General features: G+C 74.3%; 20 protein-coding genes. 12 read left to right on the forward strand and 8 right to left on the reverse strand.

Features of this window, described 5'->3' with window-relative positions:
- Nucleotides 1-150: 150 nt before the first annotated feature.
- The 3 genes from J2S46_RS03955 to J2S46_RS03965 all read left to right on the forward strand — a co-directional run bounded on the left by J2S46_RS03955 (nucleotide 151) and on the right by J2S46_RS03965 (nucleotide 2,287).
- Nucleotides 151-987, forward strand: coding sequence for an alpha/beta fold hydrolase (locus tag J2S46_RS03955; protein WP_191293858.1), 837 nt, complete (start codon nucleotides 151-153; stop codon nucleotides 985-987).
- Nucleotides 988-1,259: 272 nt separating this feature from the next.
- The gene (locus J2S46_RS03960) at nucleotides 1,260-1,451 is read left to right on the forward strand and encodes a hypothetical protein (protein WP_191293859.1); all 192 of its coding nucleotides are present in this window, start codon (nucleotides 1,260-1,262) and stop codon (nucleotides 1,449-1,451) included.
- A gap of 173 nt (nucleotides 1,452-1,624) precedes the next feature.
- Entirely contained in the window at nucleotides 1,625-2,287 is a 663-nt protein-coding gene (locus J2S46_RS03965) for an NADPH-dependent F420 reductase (protein ID WP_191293860.1), read from the forward strand.
- Between the two features lie 166 nt (nucleotides 2,288-2,453).
- Here J2S46_RS03965 and J2S46_RS03970 read toward each other — a convergent pair whose 3' ends face one another.
- The 5 genes from J2S46_RS03970 to J2S46_RS03990 form a co-directional block, all read right to left on the reverse strand.
- Entirely contained in the window at nucleotides 2,454-3,242 is a 789-nt protein-coding gene (locus J2S46_RS03970) for an SDR family NAD(P)-dependent oxidoreductase (protein ID WP_191293861.1), read from the reverse strand.
- Between the two features lie 43 nt (nucleotides 3,243-3,285).
- Nucleotides 3,286-3,834: an alpha/beta hydrolase gene (locus tag J2S46_RS03975; protein WP_307352717.1), complete on the reverse strand. Its 549-nt coding sequence runs from the start codon at nucleotides 3,832-3,834 to the stop codon at nucleotides 3,286-3,288.
- Between the two features lie 583 nt (nucleotides 3,835-4,417).
- Nucleotides 4,418-5,437: an NAD(P)/FAD-dependent oxidoreductase gene (locus J2S46_RS03980; protein WP_191293862.1), complete on the reverse strand. Its 1,020-nt coding sequence runs from the start codon at nucleotides 5,435-5,437 to the stop codon at nucleotides 4,418-4,420.
- Between the two features lie 11 nt (nucleotides 5,438-5,448).
- The gene (locus J2S46_RS03985) at nucleotides 5,449-5,985 is read right to left on the reverse strand and encodes an isoprenylcysteine carboxyl methyltransferase family protein (RefSeq protein ID WP_191293863.1); all 537 of its coding nucleotides are present in this window, start codon (nucleotides 5,983-5,985) and stop codon (nucleotides 5,449-5,451) included.
- Nucleotides 5,986-5,992: 7 nt separating this feature from the next.
- Nucleotides 5,993-7,054: a type III polyketide synthase gene (locus J2S46_RS03990; protein ID WP_191293864.1), complete on the reverse strand. Its 1,062-nt coding sequence runs from the start codon at nucleotides 7,052-7,054 to the stop codon at nucleotides 5,993-5,995.
- A 76-nt stretch (nucleotides 7,055-7,130) separates the two neighbouring features.
- Between J2S46_RS03990 and J2S46_RS03995 the strand changes: the two genes are divergently transcribed.
- Both J2S46_RS03995 and J2S46_RS04000 read left to right on the forward strand, forming a co-directional pair.
- On the forward strand, nucleotides 7,131-8,030 hold the full coding sequence (locus J2S46_RS03995) for a UbiA family prenyltransferase (protein WP_191293865.1): 900 nt from the start codon (nucleotides 7,131-7,133) through the stop codon (nucleotides 8,028-8,030).
- A 370-nt stretch (nucleotides 8,031-8,400) separates the two neighbouring features.
- Nucleotides 8,401-9,486, forward strand: coding sequence for an AI-2E family transporter (locus tag J2S46_RS04000; RefSeq protein WP_229913299.1), 1,086 nt, complete (start codon nucleotides 8,401-8,403; stop codon nucleotides 9,484-9,486).
- Nucleotides 9,487-9,543: 57 nt separating this feature from the next.
- Here the strand turns inward: J2S46_RS04000 and J2S46_RS04005 are convergent, their stop codons facing one another.
- Nucleotides 9,544-10,059, reverse strand: a complete 516-nt coding sequence (locus J2S46_RS04005) for a hemerythrin domain-containing protein (RefSeq protein ID WP_191293867.1) — start codon at nucleotides 10,057-10,059, stop codon at nucleotides 9,544-9,546.
- A gap of 110 nt (nucleotides 10,060-10,169) precedes the next feature.
- Nucleotides 10,170-12,065 carry an RICIN domain-containing protein gene (locus J2S46_RS04010; protein ID WP_191293868.1) on the reverse strand — a complete coding sequence of 632 codons (1,896 nt, stop codon included), beginning with the start codon at nucleotides 12,063-12,065 and terminating at the stop codon, nucleotides 10,170-10,172.
- A 458-nt stretch (nucleotides 12,066-12,523) separates the two neighbouring features.
- Here J2S46_RS04010 and J2S46_RS04015 point away from each other — a divergent pair, with 458 nt between their 5' ends.
- The 5 genes from J2S46_RS04015 (at nucleotide 12,524) to J2S46_RS04035 (ending at nucleotide 20,763) form a co-directional block, all read left to right on the forward strand.
- Complete coding sequence (locus tag J2S46_RS04015) at nucleotides 12,524-13,936, forward strand: ricin-type beta-trefoil lectin domain protein (protein ID WP_307348690.1); 1,413 nt, start codon at nucleotides 12,524-12,526, stop codon at nucleotides 13,934-13,936.
- A 32-nt stretch (nucleotides 13,937-13,968) separates the two neighbouring features.
- Nucleotides 13,969-15,153 (forward strand): alginate lyase family protein, encoded by a 1,185-nt coding sequence (locus tag J2S46_RS04020; RefSeq protein ID WP_191293870.1) that lies wholly within the window; start codon nucleotides 13,969-13,971, stop codon nucleotides 15,151-15,153.
- Nucleotides 15,154-15,888: 735 nt separating this feature from the next.
- Complete coding sequence (gene lanKC, locus J2S46_RS04025; protein ID WP_191293871.1) at nucleotides 15,889-18,558, forward strand: class III lanthionine synthetase LanKC; 2,670 nt, start codon at nucleotides 15,889-15,891, stop codon at nucleotides 18,556-18,558.
- Nucleotides 18,559-18,657: 99 nt separating this feature from the next.
- Nucleotides 18,658-18,795 (forward strand): SapB/AmfS family lanthipeptide, encoded by a 138-nt coding sequence (locus J2S46_RS04030; protein WP_107452462.1) that lies wholly within the window; start codon nucleotides 18,658-18,660, stop codon nucleotides 18,793-18,795.
- Nucleotides 18,796-19,002: 207 nt separating this feature from the next.
- Nucleotides 19,003-20,763 carry an ABC transporter ATP-binding protein gene (locus J2S46_RS04035; protein ID WP_191293872.1) on the forward strand — a complete coding sequence of 587 codons (1,761 nt, stop codon included), beginning with the start codon at nucleotides 19,003-19,005 and terminating at the stop codon, nucleotides 20,761-20,763.
- Nucleotides 20,764-20,805: 42 nt separating this feature from the next.
- Here J2S46_RS04035 and J2S46_RS04040 read toward each other — a convergent pair whose 3' ends face one another.
- Nucleotides 20,806-22,305 (reverse strand): DUF2252 domain-containing protein, encoded by a 1,500-nt coding sequence (locus J2S46_RS04040; RefSeq protein WP_191293873.1) that lies wholly within the window; start codon nucleotides 22,303-22,305, stop codon nucleotides 20,806-20,808.
- A 377-nt stretch (nucleotides 22,306-22,682) separates the two neighbouring features.
- Between J2S46_RS04040 and J2S46_RS04045 the strand changes: the two genes are divergently transcribed.
- Together J2S46_RS04045 and J2S46_RS04050 are read left to right on the forward strand one after the other, a co-directional pair.
- The gene (locus tag J2S46_RS04045; protein ID WP_191293874.1) at nucleotides 22,683-23,603 is read left to right on the forward strand and encodes a phosphatidylinositol-specific phospholipase C; all 921 of its coding nucleotides are present in this window, start codon (nucleotides 22,683-22,685) and stop codon (nucleotides 23,601-23,603) included.
- A 189-nt stretch (nucleotides 23,604-23,792) separates the two neighbouring features.
- Nucleotides 23,793-24,734 carry an NADP-dependent oxidoreductase gene (locus J2S46_RS04050; RefSeq protein WP_191293875.1) on the forward strand — a complete coding sequence of 314 codons (942 nt, stop codon included), beginning with the start codon at nucleotides 23,793-23,795 and terminating at the stop codon, nucleotides 24,732-24,734.
- The last annotated feature ends 70 nt before the right edge of the window (nucleotides 24,735-24,804 follow it).

Genomic DNA, 24,804 nt, shown 5'->3' on the forward strand with positions numbered 1-24,804 from the left:
CGCCGGCCCCATCGAGCCCCCGAGGGGGCGGCCGTCTCCCCGGCCGCCCCCTCGGGACCGTCGCGGCCCACCACGTCGCCCGCGCCGCAGGCCCGACACCCAGCACCGCCCGGAACCGTCCGGGACCCGTCCACCGCAGGAGCACACCCCATGCCGTACATCACGGTCGGCCAGCAGAACTCCGCCGACATCGACCTGTACTACGAGGACCACGGCGCCGGCCGGCCCGTCGTGCTCATCCACGGCTATCCGCTCAGCGGCCGCTCGTGGGAGAAGCAGGCCGCGGCGCTGCTGGCGGCCGGCCACCGCGTCATCACCTACGACCGCCGCGGCTTCGGCCGCTCGTCCCAGCCCACCACCGGCTACGACTACGACACCTTCGCCGCCGACCTGCACACCGTCCTGGAGACGCTGGAGCTGGAGGACGCGGTGCTCGTCGGCTTCTCCATGGGCACCGGCGAGGTCGCCCGCTACGTGGGCACCCACGGCACCGCCCGCGTCGCCCGGGTGGCCTTCCTGGCCTCGCTGGAGCCCTGGCTGCTGCTGACGGACGAGAACCCCGGCGGTGCGGCGCCCGCCGAGTTCTTCCGGAGCGTCTCGCAGGCGGCGGCCGCCGACCGGTACGCCTACTACACCTCGTTCTTCCGGGACTTCTACAACCTCGACGACTACCTCGGCACCCGGATCAGCGAGGAGGCCCTGCGCGCCAGCTGGGAGGTGGCCGCGAGCGGCGGCGCGCACGCGGCCGCCGCCGCGCCGCTGACCTGGCCCACCGACTTCCGCGCCGACATCGCGAAGATCGACGTGCCGGCGCTCATCCTGCACGGGACGGCCGACCGCATCCTGCCCGTCGAGGCGACCGCCCGGCCGTTCCACCGGGCTCTGCCCGCCGCGACCTACGTCGAGGTCGAGGGCGGCCCGCACGGTCTGCTGTGGACGCACGCCGAGGAGGTCAACCAGGCGCTGCTGGCCTTCCTCGCCGCCTGAACGGCCACCGGGACCGAGCCCCGGGCGGGGTGCGGGACCCGGTGTCCCGCACCCCGCCCGCCGGCGGCCCGGGCGAGCCCGCCCGGGCCGGCCGCACCGCGTGACCGTGATGCCGCGCCCCGTCCTGCCGCGGGCGGCAGACGGGATTCCGCGTCCTCCCCGACCACGCGAGGTGGGCACGCAAAGTGATGGCGGCCATTCCCGTCAGTAACCTTCTTGACCGGTGACTCAACAGGGAGCATGCTGGCACGACGGGAGATCGGAGGAGCACCATGAACGACGACGAGGGCACCGATGTCACCGCCGCGGCACGGCGTGGGCGGTTCAGCAGCCTGCCCGAACGCATCCGCTTCGAGGACATGACCGAAGTCAGGGACGTTCCGGAGCGGGGGGAAGCGGACCCCTACAACCCGGAGCGGTCGTGGACCTTCTACTCGTGCCTTCCCCTGGACTTCGGGTTGTAGGGGTATTCGGGTGCAGGTGCAGGGAACGAGCCGGCCGTCACCACCGGCCCGAGAGCGCCGGTCGGTCCCGTACGGGTGAACCTCCGCCGCGGCGGGATTACGCCGATCTTCCCGGCGGTTGTCGTCGCTGCGGCATCCGATCGCGTACGTATTCCAGAAATCTCGGAGAGCTCATGAAGATCGGCATCATCGGCGCGGGACACATCGGCGGCAACCTCACCCGCCGCCTGACGGCGCTCGGGCACGACGTCTCCGTGGCCAATTCGCGCGGCCCCGAGACGCTGTCCGCGCTGACCGAGGAGACCGGCGCCACCGCGGTACCGGTCTCGGAGGTGGCGCGCGGCGCCGAAGTGATCGTGGTGTCCGTCCCGTTGAAGAACGTGCCCGACCTGCCCGCCGGGGTGTTCGACGGAGCGGCCGAGGGCTTCGCCCTGATCGAGACCGGCAACTACTACCCGCAGCAGCGCGACGGGTGGATCGCCGCGATCGAGGACGAAGGCCTCACCGAGAGCCGCTGGACGGAGCGTCAGCTCGGCCGGCCGGTGGTGAAGGCGTTCAACGGCACCTACGCGCAGCACATCCTGGACAAGCCCCGCCCGGCGGGAGACCCCGAGCGGGTCGCGCTGCCGATCGCCGGTGACGACGAGGGGGCGAAGAAGGCCGTCCGGTCGCTGCTCGACGAGCTCGGCTTCGACGTGGTCGACGCGGGCGGCCTCGACGATTCCTGGCGCCAGCAGCCCGGCACCCCGGTCTACGGGCTCGCGGCCGGCACCGCCGAGGTGACCGCCGCACTGGCGGCGGCCTCCCCGGAGCGCCCGGCCGAGTTCCGCGGCTGACCCTGCGGGCCCGGGCGCACGCACCGGGCACCCCTCGGACCTGGCCTCCCCGGGGAGCCCGGTGCCGCCCGGTCCCTCACCCCGGGCCGGCCGGGTCCCCCCGGTCGTCGAGGTGCTGCATGTCGTCGAGGGGCCGCATGGGCGCTCCAGGAGTGGGGAGGGGCGGCTACAGGGTGCTGACGAGACCGCCGTCGATGACGAAGTCGGCGCCGGTGATGTTCGCGGCCCGGTCGCCGGCCAGGACGAGGACGAGGTCGGCGACCTCCTCGGGGTGGGTGAACCGTCCGGTGACGGCCGCACCCGCGGCCTGTTCGGCCACCTCGCGGGCCGAGCCGCCGGTGGCGGCCGCGACCGTGGCGGCGACCCCTCCGTCGGCCAGCCACAGGCCGGTACTGACCGGGCCGGGGCTGACCGTGTTGACCCGGATCCCCCGCGGGCCCACCTCCTTGGACAGGGACTTCGAGAAGTTCGACAGCGCGGCCTTGGCCGCGCTGTAGTCGATGACGAGCGGATCGGGCAGGAAGGCGTTGACGGAGCTGACGGTGACGATGCTCCCGGCGCCCCGCTCCAGCAGGTACGGCAGCGCGGCCCGGGTGACGCGCACGGGGGCCAGGAGATTGACGGCCAGGGTCGCGGCCCAGTCCTCGTCGGTCACCGCGAGGAAGCCCTCCACCCGGGGCCGGACGGCTCCCACGTTGTTCACCAGGATGTCCAGGCCGCCGTAGGCGAAGGCCGCGGCGGCGACCAGTTCGGCCGGGCCGTCCGGTGCGGTCAGGTCGACCGCGACCGGGTGGACCTCGCCCTCGGCGGCCAGGGCCCGCAGCTCGGGGCCGACCTCCCGGGCACCGGCCACCACCCGGGCCCCCTCGCGGAGGAGTGCCCGGGTGACGGCCAGTCCGATGCCGCGGCTCGCGCCGGTGACGACCGCCGTCCTGCCGGTCAGGTGCAGTTCCATGCCAGAGCCCTTCGACGCTTCGGTGCTGTCGGTCGTGCGTGGTTCAGAGGGAGTGTCGTCGCAGCCAGTCCAGCGCGGTGGCGGCGACCTCGTGCCAGCCGCCGTCGATGGTCAGCGAGTGCCCGCGGTCGGGGAAGTCGGTGACGGCGTCGGAGTGCCGGTACTGCTTCAGGGTGGCCCGGACCACGGCCTCCGGCACCGTGTGGTCCTTGCCGCCGGTCATCAGCAGCAGCGGTCCACGGGCCCCGTTGTCGGTGTCGACCTTGGCCGGCGCATGCGGGTTGAAGTTGGCGGCGGCGGCCTCGAAGAGCGGGCTGCCTGGCTCGGGGATCGCCCACCGCTCGAACAGGTCCACCGACTCCTCCTCGGGGAGGGCGTTGCCGAACGCGAAGCGGAACCGCGCGGCCGTGAGGGAGACCGCCCGGTGCTTGTTGCCGGGGTTCCTGAACACCGGCAGCGTCGCGCGCAACGCGGAGAGCGGCAGCGGGAGCACGTCCTTGATCTGGGCGGCGTCGATCGCGACGGCGGCGGCCAGGTTCCGGCCGAGCAGCTTCTGCGCGATCATGCCGCCGAAGGAGTGCCCGATCAGGATCGGGCACGACGCCCTCCCGGGTGCTCAGGAACATCGCCTGGTAGCAGCCGTCGGTCACCGAGTACAGGCTGCCCCTGACACGTCCGACGAAGTAGCCCTGCTGGTTGAGCGCGGGGCCGGTCGCGGCGGCCGGGGCGGGGGCGAGGTCGGGAAGGTCCGTGGATCCGGCGGCGTGCGCCGCGCCGGACGGCGCACCGCCGACGAGGGCGGCCGCGGTGGGGGCCGCGAGCGCGGCGGTCGCGGCCCGGTGGAACGCGCGGCGGTTCGCGGGACCGCCGGGGTGGGGTTCCGGTGTCATGGGCTCTGGCCTTCCGGGTGGGTTGCGGGCGCTGCGGGCTGCGGGCTGCGGGCTGCGGGCTGCGGGCTGCGGCGACTGCAGCACATCACCCGCGTGTGCCGCTTCGCACCGGGAAAAGACCCCAGTGGCACCGCCGACCAGGTCCGCGCGGGGCACTGGGGTGCCGCGCCGGTGCGTACGGCGCCGCCGGCGTGGTTCGATGCACCGGTGAGCCGGTGGGCCACGCGCCGTACCCGCTGCCGGCCCGGCCGCGGCACGGGCCGCCGCCCCGGTGCTGAGGCACCGTCAGCCCAGGCAGCGGACGGCGGCGGCGAAGGCGGCGGGGTGGCGGGCCGCCACCGGGACGATCCTGGCCGCCACCGCCGGCCGCCCGCGCAGCCGCAGCAGCGACTCGGTGAGCAGCCGGTAGCGGCGGGTGGCCCGGCACCAGGCGCGTTCGTACTCGTGCGGACGGCCGGCCCGTACGCAGTCGACCAGTCGGGCCGCGCCGGCCAGCGCCACCGAGATGCCCTCGCCGGTGAGCGCGTCCACGTAGCCGGCGGCGTCCCCCACCAGCAGGACGCGCCCGGCGACCCGACGCCGAACCCGCTGGCGCAGCGCGCCGGCTCCCCGGGCGGGGCCGAGTGCCGCGGCGGGCGGCAGCCGGCGGGCGAGCTGCGGGAACCGCGCGAGCTGGCGGTCGAACGGTTCGCGGTGCCCGGTGAGGACGGCGACGCCGACCAACTGCGGCCCGAGCGGCGTGACGTAGGCCTCGCTGCCGGCCGACCAGTGCACCTCGACGTGGTCGCTCCAGGGCGCCACCGCGTAGTGCCGGCGCAGCCCGAAGCGGGCCGGACGGTCGTCGGGCAGGCCCAGTCCGAGGCTGCGGCGGATCGGCGAGTGGAGTCCGTCGGCGGCCGCCAGATAGCGTGCGCGCAGCCCGGCGGCGCGGACGTGGTCGCCGTGCTGCTGGACGGCGCCGACCCGGACCGGCTCGACCAGGACGCCGAGTTCCGCCGCCCGGCGGGCGAGGGCCCGGTGCAGCTCGGTGCGGCGTACGCCCAGGCCCGGACCGCTGCCGAACGGCGCCTCGGCGATGTTGCGGGCCTCGTCGAGGTAGCGGATCCCGCGCAGGGGATGCCCGTGGAGGGTGACGCCGAGGGCGGTGAGGCCGCGCAGCGCCGGGGGCATCAGCCCCTCGCCGCAGGCCTTGTCGATCGGGGTGGCGCGGGGCTCGGCCACCACCACCTCCAGGCCGGCCAGGGCCGCGTGGATGGCGGTGGCGAGTCCGGCCGGGCCGCCGCCGGCGACGAGCAGGTCGATCACGCCGGGCCCGGCTACCGGAGGGCCGGTGCGGCGGCGGGTGCGGGCAGGGTGGCGAGGGCGGCGTTCTCGCAGCGCAGCCGGACGGCCAGCAGCGGCAGGTTGAGCAGGGTGAAGCCGGTGGCGGTGAGCCAGTTCCCGTGCACCAGCGGCAGGGCGATCCCTTCGGCCACCACCGCCAGGTAGTTGGGGTGGGCGAGCAGGCGGTAGGGGCCGCGGTCGACCCGGGGCAGGCCGGGTACGACGATCACCCGGGTGTTCCAGCGCGGACCCAGGGTGGCGATGCACCACCAGCGCAGGCCCTGCGCCGCGAGGGCGAGGGCGAGCATCGGCCAGCCGAGGGCGGGGACGAACGGCCGGTCGGCCAGGGCGGTTTCGGCGAGGCAGCCGGCCAGCAGCCCGGTGTGCAGCAGGACCATCACCGGGTAGTGGCCGCCGCCGTACTCGCTCGCGCCCTGCCGTCGGCTCCAGGTGGCGTTGCGGCGGGCGGTGACGAGTTCGGCCAGTCGTTCGAGGGCGACCAGCAGCACCAGCAGGGTGTAGGGGGCCATCGGTTGCCTACCAGGTGAGGAGGACGAGTTCGGAGCTGAGGCCGGGCCCCAGCGCGAGCAGCACCCCCGGGGTGCCGGGCAGCGGCGGCCGGGTGGCGAGGGTGTCGCGCAGGATGTGCAGGACGGACGCGGAGGACAGGTTGCCGACCTCGGCCAGCGAACGCCGGCTCAGCTCCAGGGCCCGGGCCGGGAGGTCGAGCGTCTCACGGACGGCGTCCAGCACCTTGGGCCCGCCCGGGTGGCAGACCCAGGCGGTGACGTCGTCCCGTTTCAGGTCGTGGTCGGCGAGGAAGGCCCGCACCTCGTCGCCGAGGTGCTCCCGGACGACCTCCGGCAGGTCGCTGCCGAGCATGATGCCGAACCCCTGGTCACGGATGTGCCAGCCGAGCAGGCCGGTGGTGCCCGGGTAGAGGTGGCTGCGGGTGGCCCGGACGGTGGGCCCGGGCGCGCCGCGCACCGGGGCCTCGGGGCCGACGGCGACCACGGCGGCCGCGCCGTCGCCGAACAGCGCGCCGGCCACCAGGTTGGCCGGCGAGCCGTCGCCGCGCTGGACGGTCAGCGAGCAGAGCTCGACCGAGAGCAGCACGGCGGTCTGGTCGGGGTGTCCGCGGAGGTAGTCGTGCAGCCGGGCGACGCCGGCGGCCCCGGCCACGCAGCCGAGGCCGAACAGCGGCAGCCGTTTGACGTCCGGCCGCAGCCCGATCCGGTCGGCGAGCCGGGCCTCGATGGAGGGTGCGGCGATGCCGGTGACCGAGGTGGAGATGATCAGGTCGACGTCCTCGGGGCGCAGGCCGGCCTCGTCCAGCGCCCCGCGCAGGGCCCGCTCCCCCAGCTCCAGGGCGTTCTCGATGAAGAGGTCGTTGGCGGCGCCGAATCCGGCGAGCCCGGCGTACCGCTCCAGCGGCAGGGCCAGGTGGCGGGTGCCGACGGTGGCGGTGGCGTGCAGCCGGTCGAGCGACCTGCGGTCGGCGCCGCCGGCCAGGAAGATCTCCGCGAGGGCGTCCCTGATCTCGTGCTGCTGGTAGCGGTGGGGCGGGAGGACTCCGTGGACGGCCGCGATTCGCGTCATCACCCCATACTAGGGAGAATCGCCAGCAACTTTGCGTTTCAGGACATCCCGGGCGCCCGGCGGCTAGCATCGTCGGGTGCGAGAGACCGGAACCCAGCAGGTCGAGGCGTCAGTTCGGCTGCCGGACGGTCGTGTTCCGGGGCCGGTCGGCGGACTCGTCCGGGCGTGTCACCCCGAGCCGACGGCCGTGGTGACCGTTCTGGTCACCGCCCTGGCGGCGGCCTCCGGCCTCGCCCCCGCCGGCTGCCTCCTGGTGGCGGGCGCCGTGCTGACGGGCCAGCTCTCCGTCGGCTGGTGCAACGACCGGGTCGACCACGGCCGGGACGTGGCCGCCGGGCGGACGGAGAAACCACTGGTCGGCGGCGCCCTCCGGCCCCGTGCTCTGGAGCTGGCGGCCGGCACCGCGCTGGCGCTGTGCGTCCCGCTCTCGCTGGCGGTCGGGCTGCTCGCCGGTCTCGCCCACCTGATCGGGGTGGGCGCGGCCTGGGCGTACAACCTGGGCCTGAAGCGGACGCCGCTGTCCTGGCTGCCGTACGCGCTGGGGTTCGGCCTGCTGCCCGCCTTCGTCGCGCTGGGCCTGCCCGGCCGGCCCTGGCCGCCGGGCTGGGCGGTGCTCGGCGGGGCGCTGCTCGGGACCGGCGCGCATCTCACCAACGTCCTGCCCGACATCGAGGCCGACCTGGCGGCCGGGGTCCGGGGCCTGCCGCAGCGGCTGGGCGGCGGGCTCACCCGGGTGCTCGCCGCGCTGGTGCTGGGCTCCGCCGCGGTGGTCCTGACGCTCGGGCCGCCCGGTCCGGCCGGGGCGGCCGGCTGGGCGGCGCTGGGCGTCACCGGCCTGATGGCGCCGCTGACCGTGCTGCCCCTGCCCGGTGGCGCGCGGAGCCGGGTCCCGTTCCTCGCCACCCTGGTACTGGCGGCGACGGCGGCGGCCGCGCTGGTCACCCGCGGTGTCGGCCTGGGGCCGGGGCCCGGATGACGGTTCGGCGGGTCGGCCGGGCAGCGATACGACGGCGCGTCCCCGGCGACCCGGCGGCGCGGTCCCCGGGCCGGGCGGTTCCCGGACGGGCGGTTCCCGAACGGGCCGTCCACGGACGGGCCGTCCACGGGCCGGCTGTCCCCGGCCGGGCGGGACGCACCGCGGCGACACGCGAACGGCCACCGCGGCCGGTGCGGCGGGAGCGGATCCGCTCTGACGTAACGTCGGGGGCGGGGCCGGCAGGTGGGTCGACACACACGGAAGGCACACCGCGATGACACCACGGGCGGCAGCGGGTCAGGACCCGGAGCGGGGCGGCAGGCCGGACCGCCGGCGCCCGCGGACCGGCGGCCCGGCCACCCGCCGGCCGGTGACCCGCGGCGGCGCCCCCTCCGGGCACCAGGTCCCGCCGGGGCTGGAGCACGCGGCGGGGTACGCCTGGCGGCTGCTCCTGGTGGGCGCCACCGTGTACGCGGTGCTGGCGCTCCTGGGCCGGCTGGTGCTGCCCGTGATCGCGGTCTTCGTCGCCCTGGTGATCACGGCGGTGCTGCGGCCGGCCGCCGACCTGATCAACCGCTGGCTGCCGCGCGGGGTGGCCGTCGCGGTCACCGTGCTCGGCTCGATCCTGCTGCTCGCCGGCGTGCTGGCGTTGATCGGCGAGAACGTCGCAGGCGAGTGGAAGCAGCTCGGCGACGAGTTCCGCGGCGGCGTCGACCGGATCGAACTGTGGCTGAAGGGCGCACCCTTCCACATCAAGCCCGCCACCGTCTCGGACCTCCAGTCGAAGATCAGCTCCTTCCTCACCGAACACCGTTCCACCCTGGTCAGCCGGGCGGTCAACGAGGCCAGCCGGGTGGTGGAGATCGTCACCGGCGCGGCGCTGGCCCTGTTCTGCTCGATCTTCTTCATCCACTCCGGCGAGGGCATGTGGCGCTGGGCGAAGCACCAACTGCCGCACGGCGCCCGGGAGACCTGGGACCACGCGGGCCGGGCCGCCTGGCGGACCTTCGCCGGCTACACCCGGGGCATCATGATCGTCGCGGCCAGCAACGCGGCGCTGGTCGGCATCGCGCTGGCCCTGCTGGGGGTGCCGCTGGCGCTGCCGCTGACGGTGCTGGAGTTCTTCGCCACCCTGGTGCCGCTGATCGGTTCCCCGGTCGCGATGGCGATCGCCGCCGTGGTGGCACTGGCCGCCAAGGGCCCGGTGACGGCGCTGATCGTTCTGGCGCTGATCGTGGTGATCGGGCAGATCGAGGGCCACCTGCTGCATCCGCTGGTGATGAGCTGGGCGGTCCGGCTGCACCCGGTGGCCGTCGCCCTGTCGGTCATCGCCGGTGGCATCCTGGCCGGGGTGATCGGCGCGGTGGTGGCGGTCCCGGTGGTCTCTGTGGTCTGGGCGGTCATCTGCGAACTGCGCCTGCGCCGGGAGGCGGCGCGGGCCCCGGCGGCGCCCTGACCGGACGCCCCGGGCCGTCCCGCCCGCCCGGCCCGGGAGTCGGGCGGGCGGGACGGCTCAGCCCTTGTCGTCCATCGGCAGGCCGAGCAGGCTCGCGGTCGTTCCCGATCCGGGCGTCAGCGAGTTGAGCGCCTGGACGATCCGCCGCTCCTCGAAGGCGAAGTGCGAGGTGAGGATCGCCGTCAGGCCGTCCAGCTCCCGCCGGACCCGCTCGGCCTCGGCCGCGTCCGGATCCGCCGCGATCCCGCCCAGCAGGCTCTCCAGGCTGCGCACGATCCCGCTCACCAGCTGGTGGTCCTCCGCCAGCTTCACGATGACCGGACGTAGTTCCGGGAACTCCGCGGCCAGCAGCGGGAACGCGCCGTCGTCCTCGCCGGTGTGGTGCCTGGTCAGGACGGAGCAGAAGGAGAGGCAATGCTCCTTCAGCTCCCGCGGCCGTCCGCCCCGCCCGTCCAGGAAGGCGTCGACGTCACCGCGCAGGGCCGCCAGTTCCTCGCGCAGCCGGTGGTGGATCTCGATCAACTCGTCGCCGAAGGCGGCGAGCCGCTCGTTCGGTCCAGTGGCAGTACCCATGTCCGGCCATCGTAGCGGGGGTGGGCCGGGACGCGGGAGCGGGAAGGAGCGGCCGCCGGGGCAGGAGCCCCGCCCGGCGGCCGCCGGTGCGGCGGGTGGGTGCGTGCGGATCAGGGCGTCGGCGCGGTCCACTTCTGGTTCGCGGCGCCGGTGCAGGTCCAGATCTGGGCCCGGGTGCCGTTGGCCGAACTGTTGCCCGTGGCGTCCAGGCACTTGTTCGCGGCCGGGTTGACGATGTCGTGCGAGCCGGCCGAGTACGTCCACTGCTGGGCGCCGGAGCCGTTGCAGTCCCAGAGCTGCACCTTGCTGCCGTCCGCGGTGGCCCCGCCGGTCACGTCCAGGCACTTGCCGAGCGCGCGGACGGTGCCGTCGGTGCCGAGCGTCCAGGTCTGCGCGGTGGTGCCGTTGCAGTCGTAGAGCTGGACGGCGGTGCCGTTGGCGGTGCCGGCCGCGGCCACGTCCAGGCACTTGCGGCCCAAACCGGTGACCTGGCCGCTCGCGCCGCCCTGGCCGCCGCCGCTGCCGTTCCAGGTGAAGGTGGCGGAGGTTCTGGCCGGCAGGTTGTAGGTGAAGTTCTGACCGCCCCAGGCGACCCGGACGTTCTGCGCGGCGCCGCTGTCGTTGTAGGCGATCAGCGCCTTCGAGCCGTCCGGGTTCACCCACGCGACGTTGGGGACGGCCGAGTTGGCGGTGGAGGCGATCCGGTAGGCACCGGGCCGGACGAACTTGGTGAGATGGCCCATCGTGTAGTACTCGACGGTGTAGTCCACCTGCCCGCTGCGGGAGTCGCCGTTGTGCACGGTGACCAGGCCGGTGCAGGTGCCGCAGCCGCCGTAGTGCGGGCCCATGTTCTGGTCCACCGCCAGGCTCCACTTGGTCACCGACTTACCCCAGTTGCGGGTGTAGTCGATGATGTTGCGCATGTCCTCCTGCTGCTGGTTGCCGATCCAGGTGCCGCCGGAGTGCTCGGTGTCGAAGGCGTCCACCCCGGGGTACTGGTTGTGCACGGTGGTCTGAGTGGCGACGTCCCCGCCGTACCCGTGCCAGGCGATGCCACCGAAGTTGGGGTGGCTGCGGACGGCCGGGTCGTCGACCGTGGGCGCCGCGTAGGAGGCGTACTGGTCCCAGTTCCAGTCCAGCGAGAGGACCTTGGTGTTCAGGCCGGCGCCGGCCAGGGCGGGCAGCAGGTTGGTCTTGGTGAAGTAGGCGAGCCCGGAGCCGTTCCAGCTCATCGACGGGTAGCCGGCGCAGCAGGTGGGCTCGTTCTGCACGGTCACGTAGTTCACCGGCACGCCCTGGGCCTGGTAGGCCTGCAGGTACTTGACGAAGTACTGGGCGTAGGCCCCGTAGTTCTCCGCCTTCAGCCAGCCGCCGTCGAGGCTGCCGCTGTCCTTCATCCAGGCGGGGGCGGTCCACGGCGAGGCCATCACGCTGAGGCCGGGGTTGAGCTGCTTGGCCTGCTTGGTGAGCGGCAGCACGTCCACCAGGTCGTGGGCGACGCTGAAGTTCGCCAGGGTGGGGTCGGTCTGCCCGGCCGGGCGATCGTCGTAGGTGTAGCCGTAGCGCGCCAGGTCGGAGGAGCCCATCGGGTTGCGGACGAAGGAGAGTCCGATGCCGTCGGTGGGCGAGAAGAGCCCCCGCATGGTGGCGTCGCGGGTGGCGGCGCCGAGTGCTCCGCTGCTGTTCAGCAGCCAGGCGGCGGTGTCGGTGAACGAGGCGCCGCCACCCGTGAACTGCTGGTAGCGGGTGGACTCGTCGACGGTGATCAGCTGTCCGCCGCTGCCGGAGCCCGCGCCGAAGCTGATGCCGGCCTGCTGCTGGAGTCCTCGGGTGACGTGCCGGCCGCCGGCGTCGTCGGTGCTGGTCAGCCAGATCGAGACCGGCTCGCCGGCCGCGTGGGCGGTGCCGCCGGTGGCCAGCAGGCCCGCGGCGGCGAGGGCGCCGGCCAGCAGGGTGGCGGTGGCGCGGCGGGGCCTTGAACGGTGGGCAGATCGATGCCTGGGCATGGTCGGCTCCGGATTCCGTGGGCCGAGGGCGCGGTGGGACGCGGCCGCGGGTGCGGCCGGGGGCGCCTCGGGTGGGGGATCGGCACCGGGGGGAAGGGGCCTGGGGACGGGCAGCCCGGTGTCGCGGAGTGATTCAACCTCTGTAACTGTTGGAGCGTCAACCCTTTGGTCTCTACCAATTGTCGCCAACTCGTGAAGGCAAAGTGCAGGCCCGGACGGGGATGATCGTTCATCAGTTGACGGATCGACAGTTAGTAAACCTTCCAGTCAATAACCCTTGACGGCGCCCGCCGAGGTCCGGTTGACTCCGGTGCCGAGCCGAGCCGCACCGCACTCTCCACACCGGGCCCCCACCCGCTCGGCCCGCCGTCCGGCGTCCCCGATCGCGCTCGCGAACACGGACCGACGCCGCCCCACCGCACGGCCGAACCCCCACACGCCGTCCCAGGAGGACACCCATGCGACGCCCCTCCCGCCTCACCGCGCTGCTCGCGCCGCTCGCCCTGGCCGCCGGCACCCTGCTGGCCGCCGCCCCGGCCGCGAACGCCGCCGCCAACCCGGGGCCCGGCTTCCCCGCCCAGTACGCCGCGCCCTACGTCGAGACCTGGGGCTCCCCCGCCGCTCTCGCCAACGCCCGCAACGCGACCGGCCTCAAGTACTTCACCCTCGCCTTCGTCATCAGCGACGGCAGCTGCAACGCCACACTCAACGGCAACACCCCCGTCACGGACGCCGGCTGGCAGTCGGCGATCAACAGCCTGCGGGCCGCCGGCGGTGACGTGATCGCCTCCTTCGGCGGTGCGTCCGGCACCGAACTCGGCCAGGCCTGCACCACGGTGAGCAGCCTGAAGGCCCAGTACAAGCGGGTGGTCGACACCCTCAACCTCACCAAGATCGACCTCGACATCGAGGGCGGCGCGCTCGGCGACACCACCGCCAACGACCGCCGCAACCAGGCCCTCGCCCAGCTCCAGCAGGAGTACGCCGCCGCCGGGCGCAACCTGGCCGTGCACTACACCCTGCCGGTCAACCCGACCGGCCTGGAGTCCAACTCGATCAGCCTGCTCAACAACGCCAAGAGCCGCGGCCTGAACGTCGGCGTGGTCAACATCATGACCATGGACTACGGCCCCACCCTGGACAGGGGCAAGGCCGCCACCGACGCCGCCACCGCGCTGCACACCCAGCTCGGGCAGATCTGGACGACCAAGACCTCCCAGCAGCTGTGGGCGATGGAGGGCAACACCCCGATGATCGGGGTCAACGACAGCACCAACGAGGTGTTCACCACCGCCAACGCCACCACCCTCACCAACTTCGCCCGCAGCAACGGCATCCAGCTGCTGGCCTTCTGGGCGCTCGGCCGCGACAAGGCCTGCGCCACCAACGGCACCCTGTCCGACAGCTGCAGCGGGACGCCGCAGAGCGCCTACCAGTTCGCGAGCACCTTCAACGGGATCACCGGCGGCGGCACCGGCAACCCCCGCCCGACCGGCCGGATCAGCGGCTACGGCGGCAAGTGCGTGGACGTCGCGGCGGCCTCCAGCGCCAACGGCACCGCCGTCCAGCTCTACGACTGCAACGGCACGGCCGCCCAGAACTGGACGGTCGGCGCGGACGGTTCGCTGCAGGCCCTCGGCAAGTGCCTGGACGCCACCGGCGCCGGCACCGCGAACGGCACCCAGCTCCAGCTCTGGGACTGCAACGGCACCGGCGCCCAGAAGTGGCAGCCGGGCAGCGGCTCGACCCTGGTCAACCCCGTCTCCGGCCGCTGCGTCGACGCCACCGGCCCCAGCTCCGCCAACGGCACCCGGCTGCAGCTCTGGGACTGCTTCGGCGCCGCCAACCAGCAGTGGCTGCTGCCGGCCTGACCGCGGCCGAGCCCGAAGGAGAGGACCACGCCGTGCACCGTCACCTGCGCAAGCTGCCGGCCCTGGCCGGACTGCTGACCCTGCTCGCCTCGGGCCTGGGCACCGCCCCGGCCGCCGAGGCCGCGCCCACCACCTTCGCCCACCCCGGAGTGCTCGACAGTCGGGCCCAACTCGACTTCGTGCGGGCCAAGGTGAAGGCCGGCGAGCAGCCGTGGAAGGCCGCCTACGACCAGATGCACGCGAGCAGGTACGCCTCGCTCAGCCGGACCCCGAAGCCGCGGTCGGTGGTGGAGTGCGGCTCGTACTCCAACCCCAACATCGGCTGCACCGACGAGCGCGAGGACGCCATCGCGGCGTACACCCTGGCGCTGGAGTGGTACATCACCCAGGACAGCCGCTACGCGGCCAAGGCCGTCCAGATCATGGACGCCTGGTCCGGCACCATCACCGACCACACCAACAGCAACGCACCGTTGCAGAGCGCCTGGTCGGCCTCCACCTGGCCGCGCGCCGCCGAGATCATCCGCTACACGTACACCGGCTGGGCCTCCGACAAGGTCACCCGGTTCGGCACCATGCTGCGCAACGTCTACCTGCCCGAGGTGGTCAACGGCTCCAACAGCAACGGCAACTGGGAACTGAGCATGAACGAGGCCACCATCGGCATCGCCGTGTTCCTCGACGACCGGACGGTCTACGACAAGGCGGTCGCCAAGTTCCGCGGCCGGGTGCCCGCGTACATCTACCTGGCCTCCGACGGCGCGCTGCCGAGGACCGCACCGGGCAGCGGCCTGAACACCCGCGACCAGATCGTCTCCTACTGGCAGGGCCAGAGCACCTTCGTCGACGGGCTCACCCAGGAGACCTGCCGGGACTTCACCCACACCGGGTACGGCCTCTCGGCGATCGCCCACGTGGCGGAGACCAGCCGGATCCAGGGCCAGGACCTCTACCCGGAGGTGGCCGACCGGCTCCGGCACGCCCTCGGCTTCCAGGCCAAGTACGAGCTGGGCACCGCCGTGCCGTCCTGGCTGTGCAACGGCAGCCTGGACAAGGGCCTCGGCCCGGTGACCGAGGTGGGCTTCAACGCCCTGCACAACCGGCTCGGTTACGGCATGGACAACACCCAGGCGCTGACCGAGCAGCGCCGCCCGGCCGGGACGGACAACCTCTTCACCGCCTGGGAGACCCTGACCCACGCGGGCAATCCGGGCTGATCCACTCCCGCGGGCAGGCACGGGCCCGGGGTGACGCGCCGACGCGGCGTCACCCCGGGCCCTTTCGCGCTCCCGCCGCGGTGAGGACGGCCCCGGCGACCGGAGCGGCCCGCACGCTCCCCCACCGTCCGCCGGGAACTCCCGGCGGACGGGCCCGGAAACAGGACCAAGCCCGCTCGAATTCGGTGCACCGAAATTCGACCGTTATTAGCACAAAGAATCGACTTTCCTTCATTCGTTCGCGTCTTTTCCTCGAATTCACGAACGCCTTCCGGTGACGACGGGCCGACGACGGGGTGAACCACCCCCGCGTGCGCCGCCCCGCCCCTACCGCGCCGGCAGCCCCCACGCCCCGCCGAGAATCCGACCGGGCGTCACATCATGCCAGTTCAACACGGGTTCGACGAGCCGGGTACGGCTCCTTGGTCAGCCCGCGACCGACGCTCCGCACCCCTTCGGGTACGTACCCCGGTACGTACCGGCGCGTGCCGGCACGCTCCGGCTCGCGCCGGAAGCGACCGGTCGCGCCGGGGTGAATATTCCAGCTGAATACCTTCGTCTGCGCTGTTGCGTACGAACTCGTGATGACCCAACAATTCGATAGTCGCATCGCGGCCCGGGATTTCCGGGCCGCCGTCGCCGGTCCGCCCGGCGGCCCCTGCCTCCCCGGCGGGGCGCGAATGCCGGCGCCTTCGCCGCCCCACCCGCGTACGTCCCGCACCGAGGAGGGTTCCGTTGGACAACCAGTACGAGGCCTACGCCTACGCCGACCCGCTGTTCTACGACTCGCCCCGGCGCTGGGGCGCCCAGGAGGAGTTCGCGGCCGTCGGCCGGCCCCTGCCGGCCGGCTGGGAGCGCGGCGAGCTGGAGATCTGGGCCGTGGTGCGCCCGACCGGCGTCCGACTCCCCTCACAGGGCTGGAAGATCCACGTCTCCTCGTGCGCCGAGGACGCCGAGGCGGTGCTGGAGGAGGTCTACGCCTACTGCCTGCGCGAGAACCTCACCTTCAAGTTCCTGCGCGGCCTGCCGATCCTCCAGGTGCAGAACTCCAAGTACGCCCCGCGCGGCTCCAGCGGCAAGTTCTGCACCGTCTACCCCGTGGACGACGCCGAGTTGGAGCGATGTCTCGACGGCCTCGGCGGGCTGCTCGCCGGGCGCAGGGGCCCCTACATCCTGAGCGACCTGCGCTGGGCCGAGGGCCCGCTCTACCTGCGGTACGGGGGGTTCGCCGAACGTCACTGCCGCAACGAGGCCGGGGAGCGGGTGCTCGCCCTCGAAGGACCGGACGGGCGCCTCGTCCCGGACGTCCGCGGCGCCGGTTTCTCCGTCCCCGACTGGGCACCGGTGCCGGCGGTCATCGCCGCGGCGGTGGCCGAGCGCGCGGTGCAGAAGGACTCCGGACTGCCGTACACCGTGGAGCGGGTCCTGCACTTCTCCAACGCCGGCGGCGTGTACCTGGCCCGGGACGGGGCCGACGGACCGCAGGTGGTGCTGAAGGAGGCCCGGCCGTACGCCGGGCTGGACCAGCGCGGCGTCGACGCGGTGGCCCGTCTGCGCAACGAGCACGACATCCTGGCCCGGCTGGCCGGGGTGCCCGGGGTACCGGCGCAGCACGGGCTGCTGACCGCCTGGGAGCACGAGTTCCTGGTCCAGGAGTACGTCGAGGGCCGCTCGCTCAGCGAGTGGCTGACCGCCAACTACCCGCTGATCCACCCGGACGCCGACGAGAGCACGGTGGCGCAGTACACCCGCGAGGCGCTGGACATCGTGGACCGGGTGGAGCGGGCGCTGGCCGCGATCCACGCCCGCGGGGTGGTCTTCGGAGACCTCCACCCGCGCAACCTGATCATCCGGCCGGACGGCGACATCTGCTTCATCGACTTCGAACTCGCCAGCACCGCCGAGGACTTCGTCCGCCCGGCGCTGGGCGCCGCCGGCTTCACCGCGCCCAAGGGCTACACCGGTACGCAGATCGACCGGTACGGGCTGGCCGCGATCCGGCTGTGGCTGTTCCTGCCGCTCGCCCAGCTCACCGCGCTGGACCCGGGCAAGGCCGGCGAACTGGCGGACGCCCTGGAGCGCCGCTTCCCGGTGCCGCCCGGCTACACCGAGGAGATCCGCCGCCTGCTCGGCTCCTCCCCCGCCGACGGCCGGGCCGCACGCCCCGAGCTCGGGCGGCGCCGTGCGGAGGCCAACGCCCTGCTGGCCGCCCCGGCACCCGACTGGCCGCGGATCAGGGACTCGCTCGCCGCCGGCATCGCGGCGATGGCCACCCCCGAGCGCCCCGACCGGCTCTTCCCCGGCGACGTCGCCCAGTTCACCCGCGGCGGCCTCGGCCTCGCGCACGGCGCGGCCGGCGTCCTGTACGCCCTGCACGCCAGCGGCGCCGGCGTCGACCCCGCGCACGTCCGCTGGCTGGTCCGCGCCGCCCGCAACCGCCCTGCCACGGCCGGGCTGTACTTCGGCGGGCACGGCGTGGCCTACGTGCTCGACCTGCTGGGCGAGCGCGAGGAGGCGCTCGGACTGCTGCGGCGCCTCGGCACGGCGGCGGACGAGGATCCCGGGCCGGGCCTCGGCACCGGCGCCCCCGGTACGGCCCTGGCGCTGCTGCACTTCGCCGCCGCAACCGGCGAGCCAGGGCTGCTGGACGAGGCGCTGTCACTCGCCCGGTCCGCCGCCGACGCGCTGGAGAAGTCGGGCCGCGGGGACCCGCGGCGACGGGCCGGCCTGCTGGCCGGGGCCGCCGGCACCGCCCTGGCGCTGATCCGGCTGTACGAGCACACCGGCGAACACGCGCTGCTGGACCAGGCCGAGCACCTGCTGGAACTGGACCTCGACCGGTGCGCGAGCGTCGCCGACGGTACCTTCCAGGTGGTCGACGGACGCCGGGTGCTGCCCTACCTGGAGACCGGCAGCGCCGGCATCGGCCTCGCCCTGGACGCCCTGCTGGCCCACCGCCCCGACAGCCCCTCGGCCGAGCACGAACCCGCGATCCGCCGGGCGGCCGAGCCCGAGTTCATCATCCAGCCCGGGCTCTTCAACGGACGGGCCGGCCTGCTCGGCTACCTGGCGCTGACCCAGCGGCGGGCGGACGCCCGGGCCGGCACCGGGGCGGCGGACGGGGTCCCGGACGGGACCTCGACGGCGGCCGGGGCCCCGACCGCGGTGACGGTGTCCGGTGCGGCCCTGCTGGCCCGGCAGCGAGCCCTGCTGACCCTGCACCAGATCTCCTACCAGGGCGAACTCGCCTTCCCCGGGGACCACCTGCTGCGGCTCTCGGCGGACTTGGCCACCGGCTCCGCCGGCGTGCTGCTGGCACTGGGCACAGCCCTTGCCGGCACGCCCTTCCTTCCCTGGACCGGCCCGTCCGGCGCGCCCGCGCCGACCGCCGGCATCCCCGGCTGACGGGCCCACCGGCCCGACCGCCCAGGGCGCGCCCGGCGCGCCCCCACCGACTCCCGGCCGCCGGCCGGGCGATCCACCCTCTTGATGAAGGAGACAGTCATGGCGATCCTCGACCTCCAGACCATGGAGCTGCCCGAGACCGAGGCGGCCCCGATCGACGACACCCTCGCCAGCACCAGTTCGCTGAGCGTCCTCAACTGTGGCACCAGCACCGTCAGCACGCTGATCTGCCTCTGAGCCGTGCCCTCGCCCGCAAGGGCGGGTGACACGGCGGAGCCGGCCGGGCCGTCGTCACGGGCCCGGCCGGCCACCGGGCCGGCGCGGCACACCGCCGCTCCGGCCCGGTCCGCCGTCCGGCGCCGTCCGGCAGCACCGCACCCGGCCGCGCCGCAACGCACTGCAGAACACAGGACAGCCCCGCACCGCACCGTCAGAGAGGTTGCCGTGGCCGACCAGCCCCCTCGCACCGCCGACCGCGCGCCGGACAAGGTGCGGCTGCGCCGCGAACTCACCACCGATCCCGGCCGGCTCACCTGCGCCCTGCTGCTCGCGCTCGGCGCCACCGTGGCGGCCCTCGCGCTGCCGCTGCTGGTCCAGAAGATCATCAATGACTTCTCCGCCCACCGGTCGCTGGGCCCCGACATCGCGATGATGTGCGTCGCGGCCGTCGGCGGCGCCCTGACCACGGCGGTGTCCGGGTTCCTGCTGGCCAGGATCGGCGAGCGGATGACCTACCGGCTGCGGGTCCGCATCATGGACCACGCGCTGCGACTGCCACTGGCCGTCGTCCGCGCGCAGGGCACCGGCGACCTCGCCGCCCGGATCACCTCGGACGCCCTGCTGCTGCGCCAGGTGGTGGAGATCGCCACCCAGCTGCCGCTGGCCGCGCTGACCGTCACCTGCACGCTGCTGGTGATGGTCTGGATCGACTGGGTCCTCACCCTGGTCACCGTCGTGTCGCTGGCCGTGCTGACGGTGCTGGTGGTGCTGATCCTGCGTCGGCTGAAGGACAACGTCACCGGCCAGCAGAACGCGGTGGGGCAGATCGCGCAGCGCTTCACCGCCAACCTGGAGGCCCTCACCACCATCAAGGCCTACCGGGCCGAGCCGGTGGCCGCCCGCGCGCTGGCGGCCGACGCCGAGCGGCTGCGGGCGGTCTCGCTGCGGGGGGCCCGCCTCGGCGCGCTGATCCCGGCGGCGCTGACGCTGGGCAACCAGCTCGCGATGATCGCGGTGATCCTGACCGGCGGCGCCCGGCTGGCCGCCGGCGACCTGGGGGTGGCGGCCTTCGCCGCGTTCCTGCTGTACCTCCTGCAGACCGTGCCCTCGGTCAGCACGCTGGCCACCGGTTTCGGCCGGCTGCAGTCCGGCCTGGCCGCCCGGGACCGCTGCAACGAACTGCTCGCCCTGGCCCCGGAGAGCGACCCCGAGGACGCCGGGCGGACCGCCCCGACCCCGCTGCCGGGCGCCCCCGCGGTGGTGTTCAGCTCCGTGTCCTACACCCACGCCGGGGCCGGCGACGCCGCGCTGCGCGGTATCTCCTTCAGCACCGCCCGTACCGGCCTGACCGCCGTGGTCGGCCCCTCGGGTGCGGGCAAGAGCACCACGCTCTCGCTCATCGACCGGTTCATCCGGCCGTCCTCCGGCTCGATCAGCGTGCTCGGCCACGACGCCCGGCAGTGGCCGCTGGACGCGCTGCGGTCCCGGATCGCCTACGTGGACCAGGCCTTCACCCTGCTGGAGGCCACCGCCCGGGAGAACCTTCAGCTCGGCCGCACCACCGAGGCCAGTGACGGCGAACTGGCCGCCGCGCTGGACGCCGTCGGCCTGACCGAGGACATCGCCCGGCTGCCGCAGGGCCTGGACACGCCGCTGGGCCGCGAGTCGGACCTCTCCGGCGGCCAGCGCCAGCGGATGGCCCTGGCCCGCGCCCTGCTCTCGGACGCCGAGATCGTCCTGCTGGACGAGCCCACCAGCCAGTTGGACGGGCTGAACGAGCAGCGGTTCCGGGCCGTCGTGCAGGACCTGGCGGCCACCCGGGCGGTGATCGTGGTCGCCCACCGGCTCTCCACCGTCCAGCACGCCCACCACGTGATCATGCTGACCGGGGGCGCCGTGGTCGACGCGGGCGACCATCCCACCCTGCTGGAGCGCTGCACGCCCTACCGGGAGCTGGTGGCCAGCCAGCGGGTGCCCGCGCACTGAGGCGGCCCCCGCCCGGCGGCGGGGGCCGCCTCGGGCGGCCCGTCAGTCCTGCGCGGGCTCCCGCTCCGCGACCACCCGGCCGGAGGCCACCGCTTCGACCAGGGCCCGGTAGTCGCGCTCGTTCTGGTCGGCGTACGCCTCGGCGAAGCCCACCAGCGCGCGGTCGAAGGAGTCGCCCCCGCCGAGGTAGGCGCCGATCGCGATCGGGTCCCCCGAGCGGGCGTGCGCCCGGGCCAGGGTCGCGCCGCACAGCTCGCCGAAGGCTCCCAGCCCCCGCGGTGACATGAGCTCGGGCTTCGCGATGCCCTTCCAGTCGCGCAGCTGGCGGATGTAGAAGTCGCGCCGGCGACCGTCGATGCCCGTCGTCCGCTCCCAGCCGAGGAAGATGTCGCTGGTGGCCTGCATCAACCGCTGGCCGGCGACCACCCGCTCGCCCTGGTTGTCGTACTCGCTGGCGCCCACGTGGGAGGCGAGGACGGACGGGCCGGCCTCCTTGGCCTGCAGGAACAGCGGGTCCTCGTCGTCCCGGCCGAGCAGCAGGATGATCCAGCAGCGGGTGCCGACACTGCCGACCCCGACCACCTTGCGGGCGACGCTGACCACCTGGTACTGGCTGAGCAGGTACCGGCGGTCGGAGGGCAGACTGCGCGCGTAGCTCTCCACCAACAGGCCGAACCGCTCCTCCAGCGCGGTGTGCTCCGAGTCCGGCATGATGTCGCGCAGCGGTACCAGCAGCGGCGGGTCGGCCGCGATCCGGCGCCGGCCGTCGACCAGTTCGGTGAGGCGGTCGTAGGCCTGCAGGCTGTCCCGGGAGTGGGCCTTCTCCACGGCCTTCTCCAGGTTCTTGCGCCCGGCCTTCTCCAGCCGCCCCGCGGCCACCTCGCGCAGGCGCTCCACGTCCGCCTGGGCGTACCAGACGTCGATCCGACGCATCCCGCCGAACTCGCGCATCCGCTGACGGTACGAGCCGACGGCGGCGCGCACGATGCCCGCCCGCTCGTCGTCGGTGAAGCCGTTGGCCCGGCCGGCGATCACCAGGCTGGTCGACAGCCGCTTGACGTCCCACTCCCAGGGTCCCGGCAGGGTCTCGTCGAAGTCGTTGATGTCGAAGAGCAGATGGCGTTCCGGCGAGGCCATCAGCCGGAAGTTCAACAGGTGCGCGTCACCGCACAGCTGGGTGCGCAGGCCGGAGTCCGGGCTCCCGGCCAGGTCGGCCGCCATGATCGCGGCGGCGCCCCGGTAGAAGCGGAACGGGGATTCGGTCATCCGGCCGTAGCGGATCGGGATGAGCTCGGCCAGCCGCTCGGCCGACTGCTGCTCCAGGAGGTCCACCGGGTCCGCGCGGCCCGCCGGAGGCTCGAACCAGCCGTGGCCCGACCTGGGCGACGTCGTCCGGGCGGCCTTGCCCCGGGCGGCCCGCTCCTGGGGGGTGTGGCTCCGATCGAAGGTGAGCCCCGCGGGGGCCGCCTTCGAGCCGGGTGCTGCCTTCTTCCCGGGGGCCGCCTTCTTGCCGGCCGGGGCCTTGGCCCGTGCAACTGTCATGAGAGGTCCTCCTCACGCGGCGCGAACGGCGGGAGGGGGCGGCTGCCCCAGGCCCGTCGCCGCGTCCAGGTCCCGGAGCGGCCGGCTGGTGCACGGCGCGTCCGGTCCGCCTGTCCGACCCGGCGGCTGCTCCGATCATCGCCGGTCACGGCGGCCCCGGCATCATCTGCCGCCGCGCCACGCCGGGCGGACGTACCGCCCCGACCCGGCCTACCCGTGGGTAGCGCGCAGCCGGGGCGGGCGGTTCGCCCCGGCCGGGGCGGCGCGCAGCGTCCGCCGGATTCGCCCGGGCCCGTCCTCCTGCACGGGTCTATCCGGACGGCCCATCCATCGATAATGTCCATGTCATGATCCGCCGTCTTCGGAGGTAGTGGCCCGTGAGTCCGACCGAACGCACGATGACCAGGCGCGTCTTCACACGCGGAGCGCTCGCCACCGGGACGGCGGGGCTGCTGGCGGGCCTCGGCCCGGGCCCCGCCGCGGCCGCCCCCGGCACGCTGCCCGGCGGCGCGGACTGGATGGGCGCCCTCGGCGGACAGACCCCGCTGGCGCGGCTGACCGTCCCCGGCACGCACGACACCTGCTCCCTCCACGGCGGCGCCCTCACCGAGACCCAGACGCTCCCGCTGGCCGCCCAGCTCGTCGCAGGCGTGCGGTTCCTGGACATCCGCTGCCGGCTGATCAACGGCGTCCTGGCGATCCACCACGGCCCGGTGTTCCAGCAGGTCTTCTTCGGCGACGTGCTCAACGCCTGCCAGGCCTTCCTCGCCGCGCACCCGCGCGAGACCCTGCTGATGCGCGTCCGGCAGGAGTACTCGACCGCCTCCGACGCCGAGTTCGGGGCGGTCTTCGCCGGCTACCGGGACCGCTGGCCCGGGCTCCTGCGGACGGAGGACGGCGTCCCCCGGCTCGACGAGGTACGCGGCCGGGTGGTGGTGCTGGCCGACCACCCTGCCCTGCCGGGTATCCGCTGGGGCGGCCCGCTGACGGACATCGAGGACGACTACCAGATCGGCACCGTCTTCGAACTCGACTCCCGCAAGTGGCCGGAGGTCTCCGCCCACCTGGACGCCGCCCGGGCCGCCGTCGACCCGCAGCGGCTCTTCCTCACCTTCACGTCGAGTTCGGGCTGGGGGCTCTGGCCGCACACGGCCGCCGACGTGATCAACCCCCGGGTGGCCGGCTACGCCTCCGCCGCCGGCCGCAGCGGTGGCCCGGCGGTGCTCGGCACCGTCCCGATGGACTTCGTGACCGAGCCGGACGTCCGGAGGCTGTACGCGCTGAACTTCGCCGGCTGAGCCCGGCCTCCGACCGCGGGGCCGGGGCGCGGCCCCTCGGCGGCGGCCGGGACGCGGCGCCGTGCCCCATTCGGCGGCGCGCCCCGCTCCCCGCCGGGTCCCGGCCCGGCAGGCGGCATAGAAAGGTACGGGCAACAGGCCGGTGGCGGCCGCCCGGCCCTTCCCCCCGCACCCCGTCAGGAGCCAGCCATGAAGGCCCTCGTCTCGACCGAGTACCAGCCGCTCGACCGGATCTCCCTCGCCGAGCGGCCGAAGCCCGCCGCCGGCCCCGGCCAGGTCCTGGTCAAGGTCTCCGCGGCGGCGCTGAACCCGCTCGACCTCGCCCTGATCACCGGCGCGATGAAGGACTTCTACCCGGTCGACCACCCCCTGGTGGTGGGCATGGACGTGGCCGGCACGGTGACCGAGGTCGGCCCCGACGCCGCCGGCTACGCGCCCGGCGACCAGGTGCTCGCCTTCGTCCCCTCCGGCGGCACGGTGGCCGAGTACACCGTGGCGACGGTCGGCCCCAGGCTGGCCCGGCGGCCCGCCGGCCTGGACGCCGAGCACGGCGCGGCGATCCCGGAGTCCGGCATGACGGCCGTCTGCCTGCTCCGCGCCGTCGGCCTGGGCGCCGACGAGAGCCTGCTGGTGATCGGCGCCACCGGCGGCATCGGCCTGTACGCCGTCCAGCTCGCCACCGCCCTCGGGGCCCGGGTGATCGCCACCGCCGCGGCCGACGACGCCGGGTACGTCCGGGAGCTCGGTGCCACCGACACGGTCGACCACCGCGCCGGGGACGTGGTGGAGCAGACCCTGCGGCTGGTGCCCGGCGGCGTCGACGTGGTGCTGGACCTGATCAACCGGGGCGAGGGCCTGGCCGACACCGCGCGGGCCGCCCGGCCCGGCGGGCGGCTGGTCTCCCCGCTGTTCGGCCCGGCCGAGCTGGAGCGCGAGGTGACGCCGGTCTACATCGGCTCCTTCGACCCGGCGCCCGGCGACCTGGAGGACCTCGCCCACCGCGCGGCGGACGGCCGGCTGCGGGTCGAGCTGGGCGCCCGCTACCCGTTCGACCGGGCCGTCGACGCGGTGGCCGACTTCGCCGGCAAGCACACCCGCGGCAAGATCGTCATCACCGTCGACGGATCATGAGCGTCGACCGATCGTGACCGGCCCCCACGGGGGACGCCGGGGGCGCGCCGCCGGACCGCCCCCGGCCGCG

It is taken from the genome of Kitasatospora herbaricolor (assembly GCF_030813695.1).
Lineage (GTDB): Bacteria > Actinomycetota > Actinomycetes > Streptomycetales > Streptomycetaceae > Kitasatospora > Kitasatospora herbaricolor.

Excerpts from the sequence above, each read along its gene's own strand:
- J2S46_RS04015 (WP_307348690.1), top strand. The coding sequence starts at position 12,524 with ATGCGACGCCCCTCCCGCCTCACCGCGCTGCTCGCGCCGCTCGCCCTG.
- J2S46_RS03970 (WP_191293861.1), bottom strand. The coding sequence starts at position 3,242 with ATGGAACTGCACCTGACCGGCAGGACGGCGGTCGTCACCGGCGCGAGC.
- J2S46_RS03985 (WP_191293863.1), bottom strand. The coding sequence starts at position 5,985 with ATGGCCCCCTACACCCTGCTGGTGCTGCTGGTCGCCCTCGAACGACTG.
- J2S46_RS03960 (WP_191293859.1), top strand. The coding sequence starts at position 1,260 with ATGAACGACGACGAGGGCACCGATGTCACCGCCGCGGCACGGCGTGGG.
- J2S46_RS03990 (WP_191293864.1), bottom strand. The coding sequence starts at position 7,054 with ATGACGCGAATCGCGGCCGTCCACGGAGTCCTCCCGCCCCACCGCTAC.
- J2S46_RS03965 (WP_191293860.1), top strand. The coding sequence starts at position 1,625 with ATGAAGATCGGCATCATCGGCGCGGGACACATCGGCGGCAACCTCACC.
- J2S46_RS04030 (WP_107452462.1), top strand. The coding sequence starts at position 18,658 with ATGGCGATCCTCGACCTCCAGACCATGGAGCTGCCCGAGACCGAGGCG.
- J2S46_RS04010 (WP_191293868.1), bottom strand. The coding sequence starts at position 12,065 with ATGCCCAGGCATCGATCTGCCCACCGTTCAAGGCCCCGCCGCGCCACC.
- J2S46_RS04040 (WP_191293873.1), bottom strand. The coding sequence starts at position 22,305 with ATGACAGTTGCACGGGCCAAGGCCCCGGCCGGCAAGAAGGCGGCCCCC.
- J2S46_RS03955 (WP_191293858.1), top strand. The coding sequence starts at position 151 with ATGCCGTACATCACGGTCGGCCAGCAGAACTCCGCCGACATCGACCTG.
- J2S46_RS04050 (WP_191293875.1), top strand. The coding sequence starts at position 23,793 with ATGAAGGCCCTCGTCTCGACCGAGTACCAGCCGCTCGACCGGATCTCC.
- J2S46_RS04005 (WP_191293867.1), bottom strand. The coding sequence starts at position 10,059 with ATGGGTACTGCCACTGGACCGAACGAGCGGCTCGCCGCCTTCGGCGAC.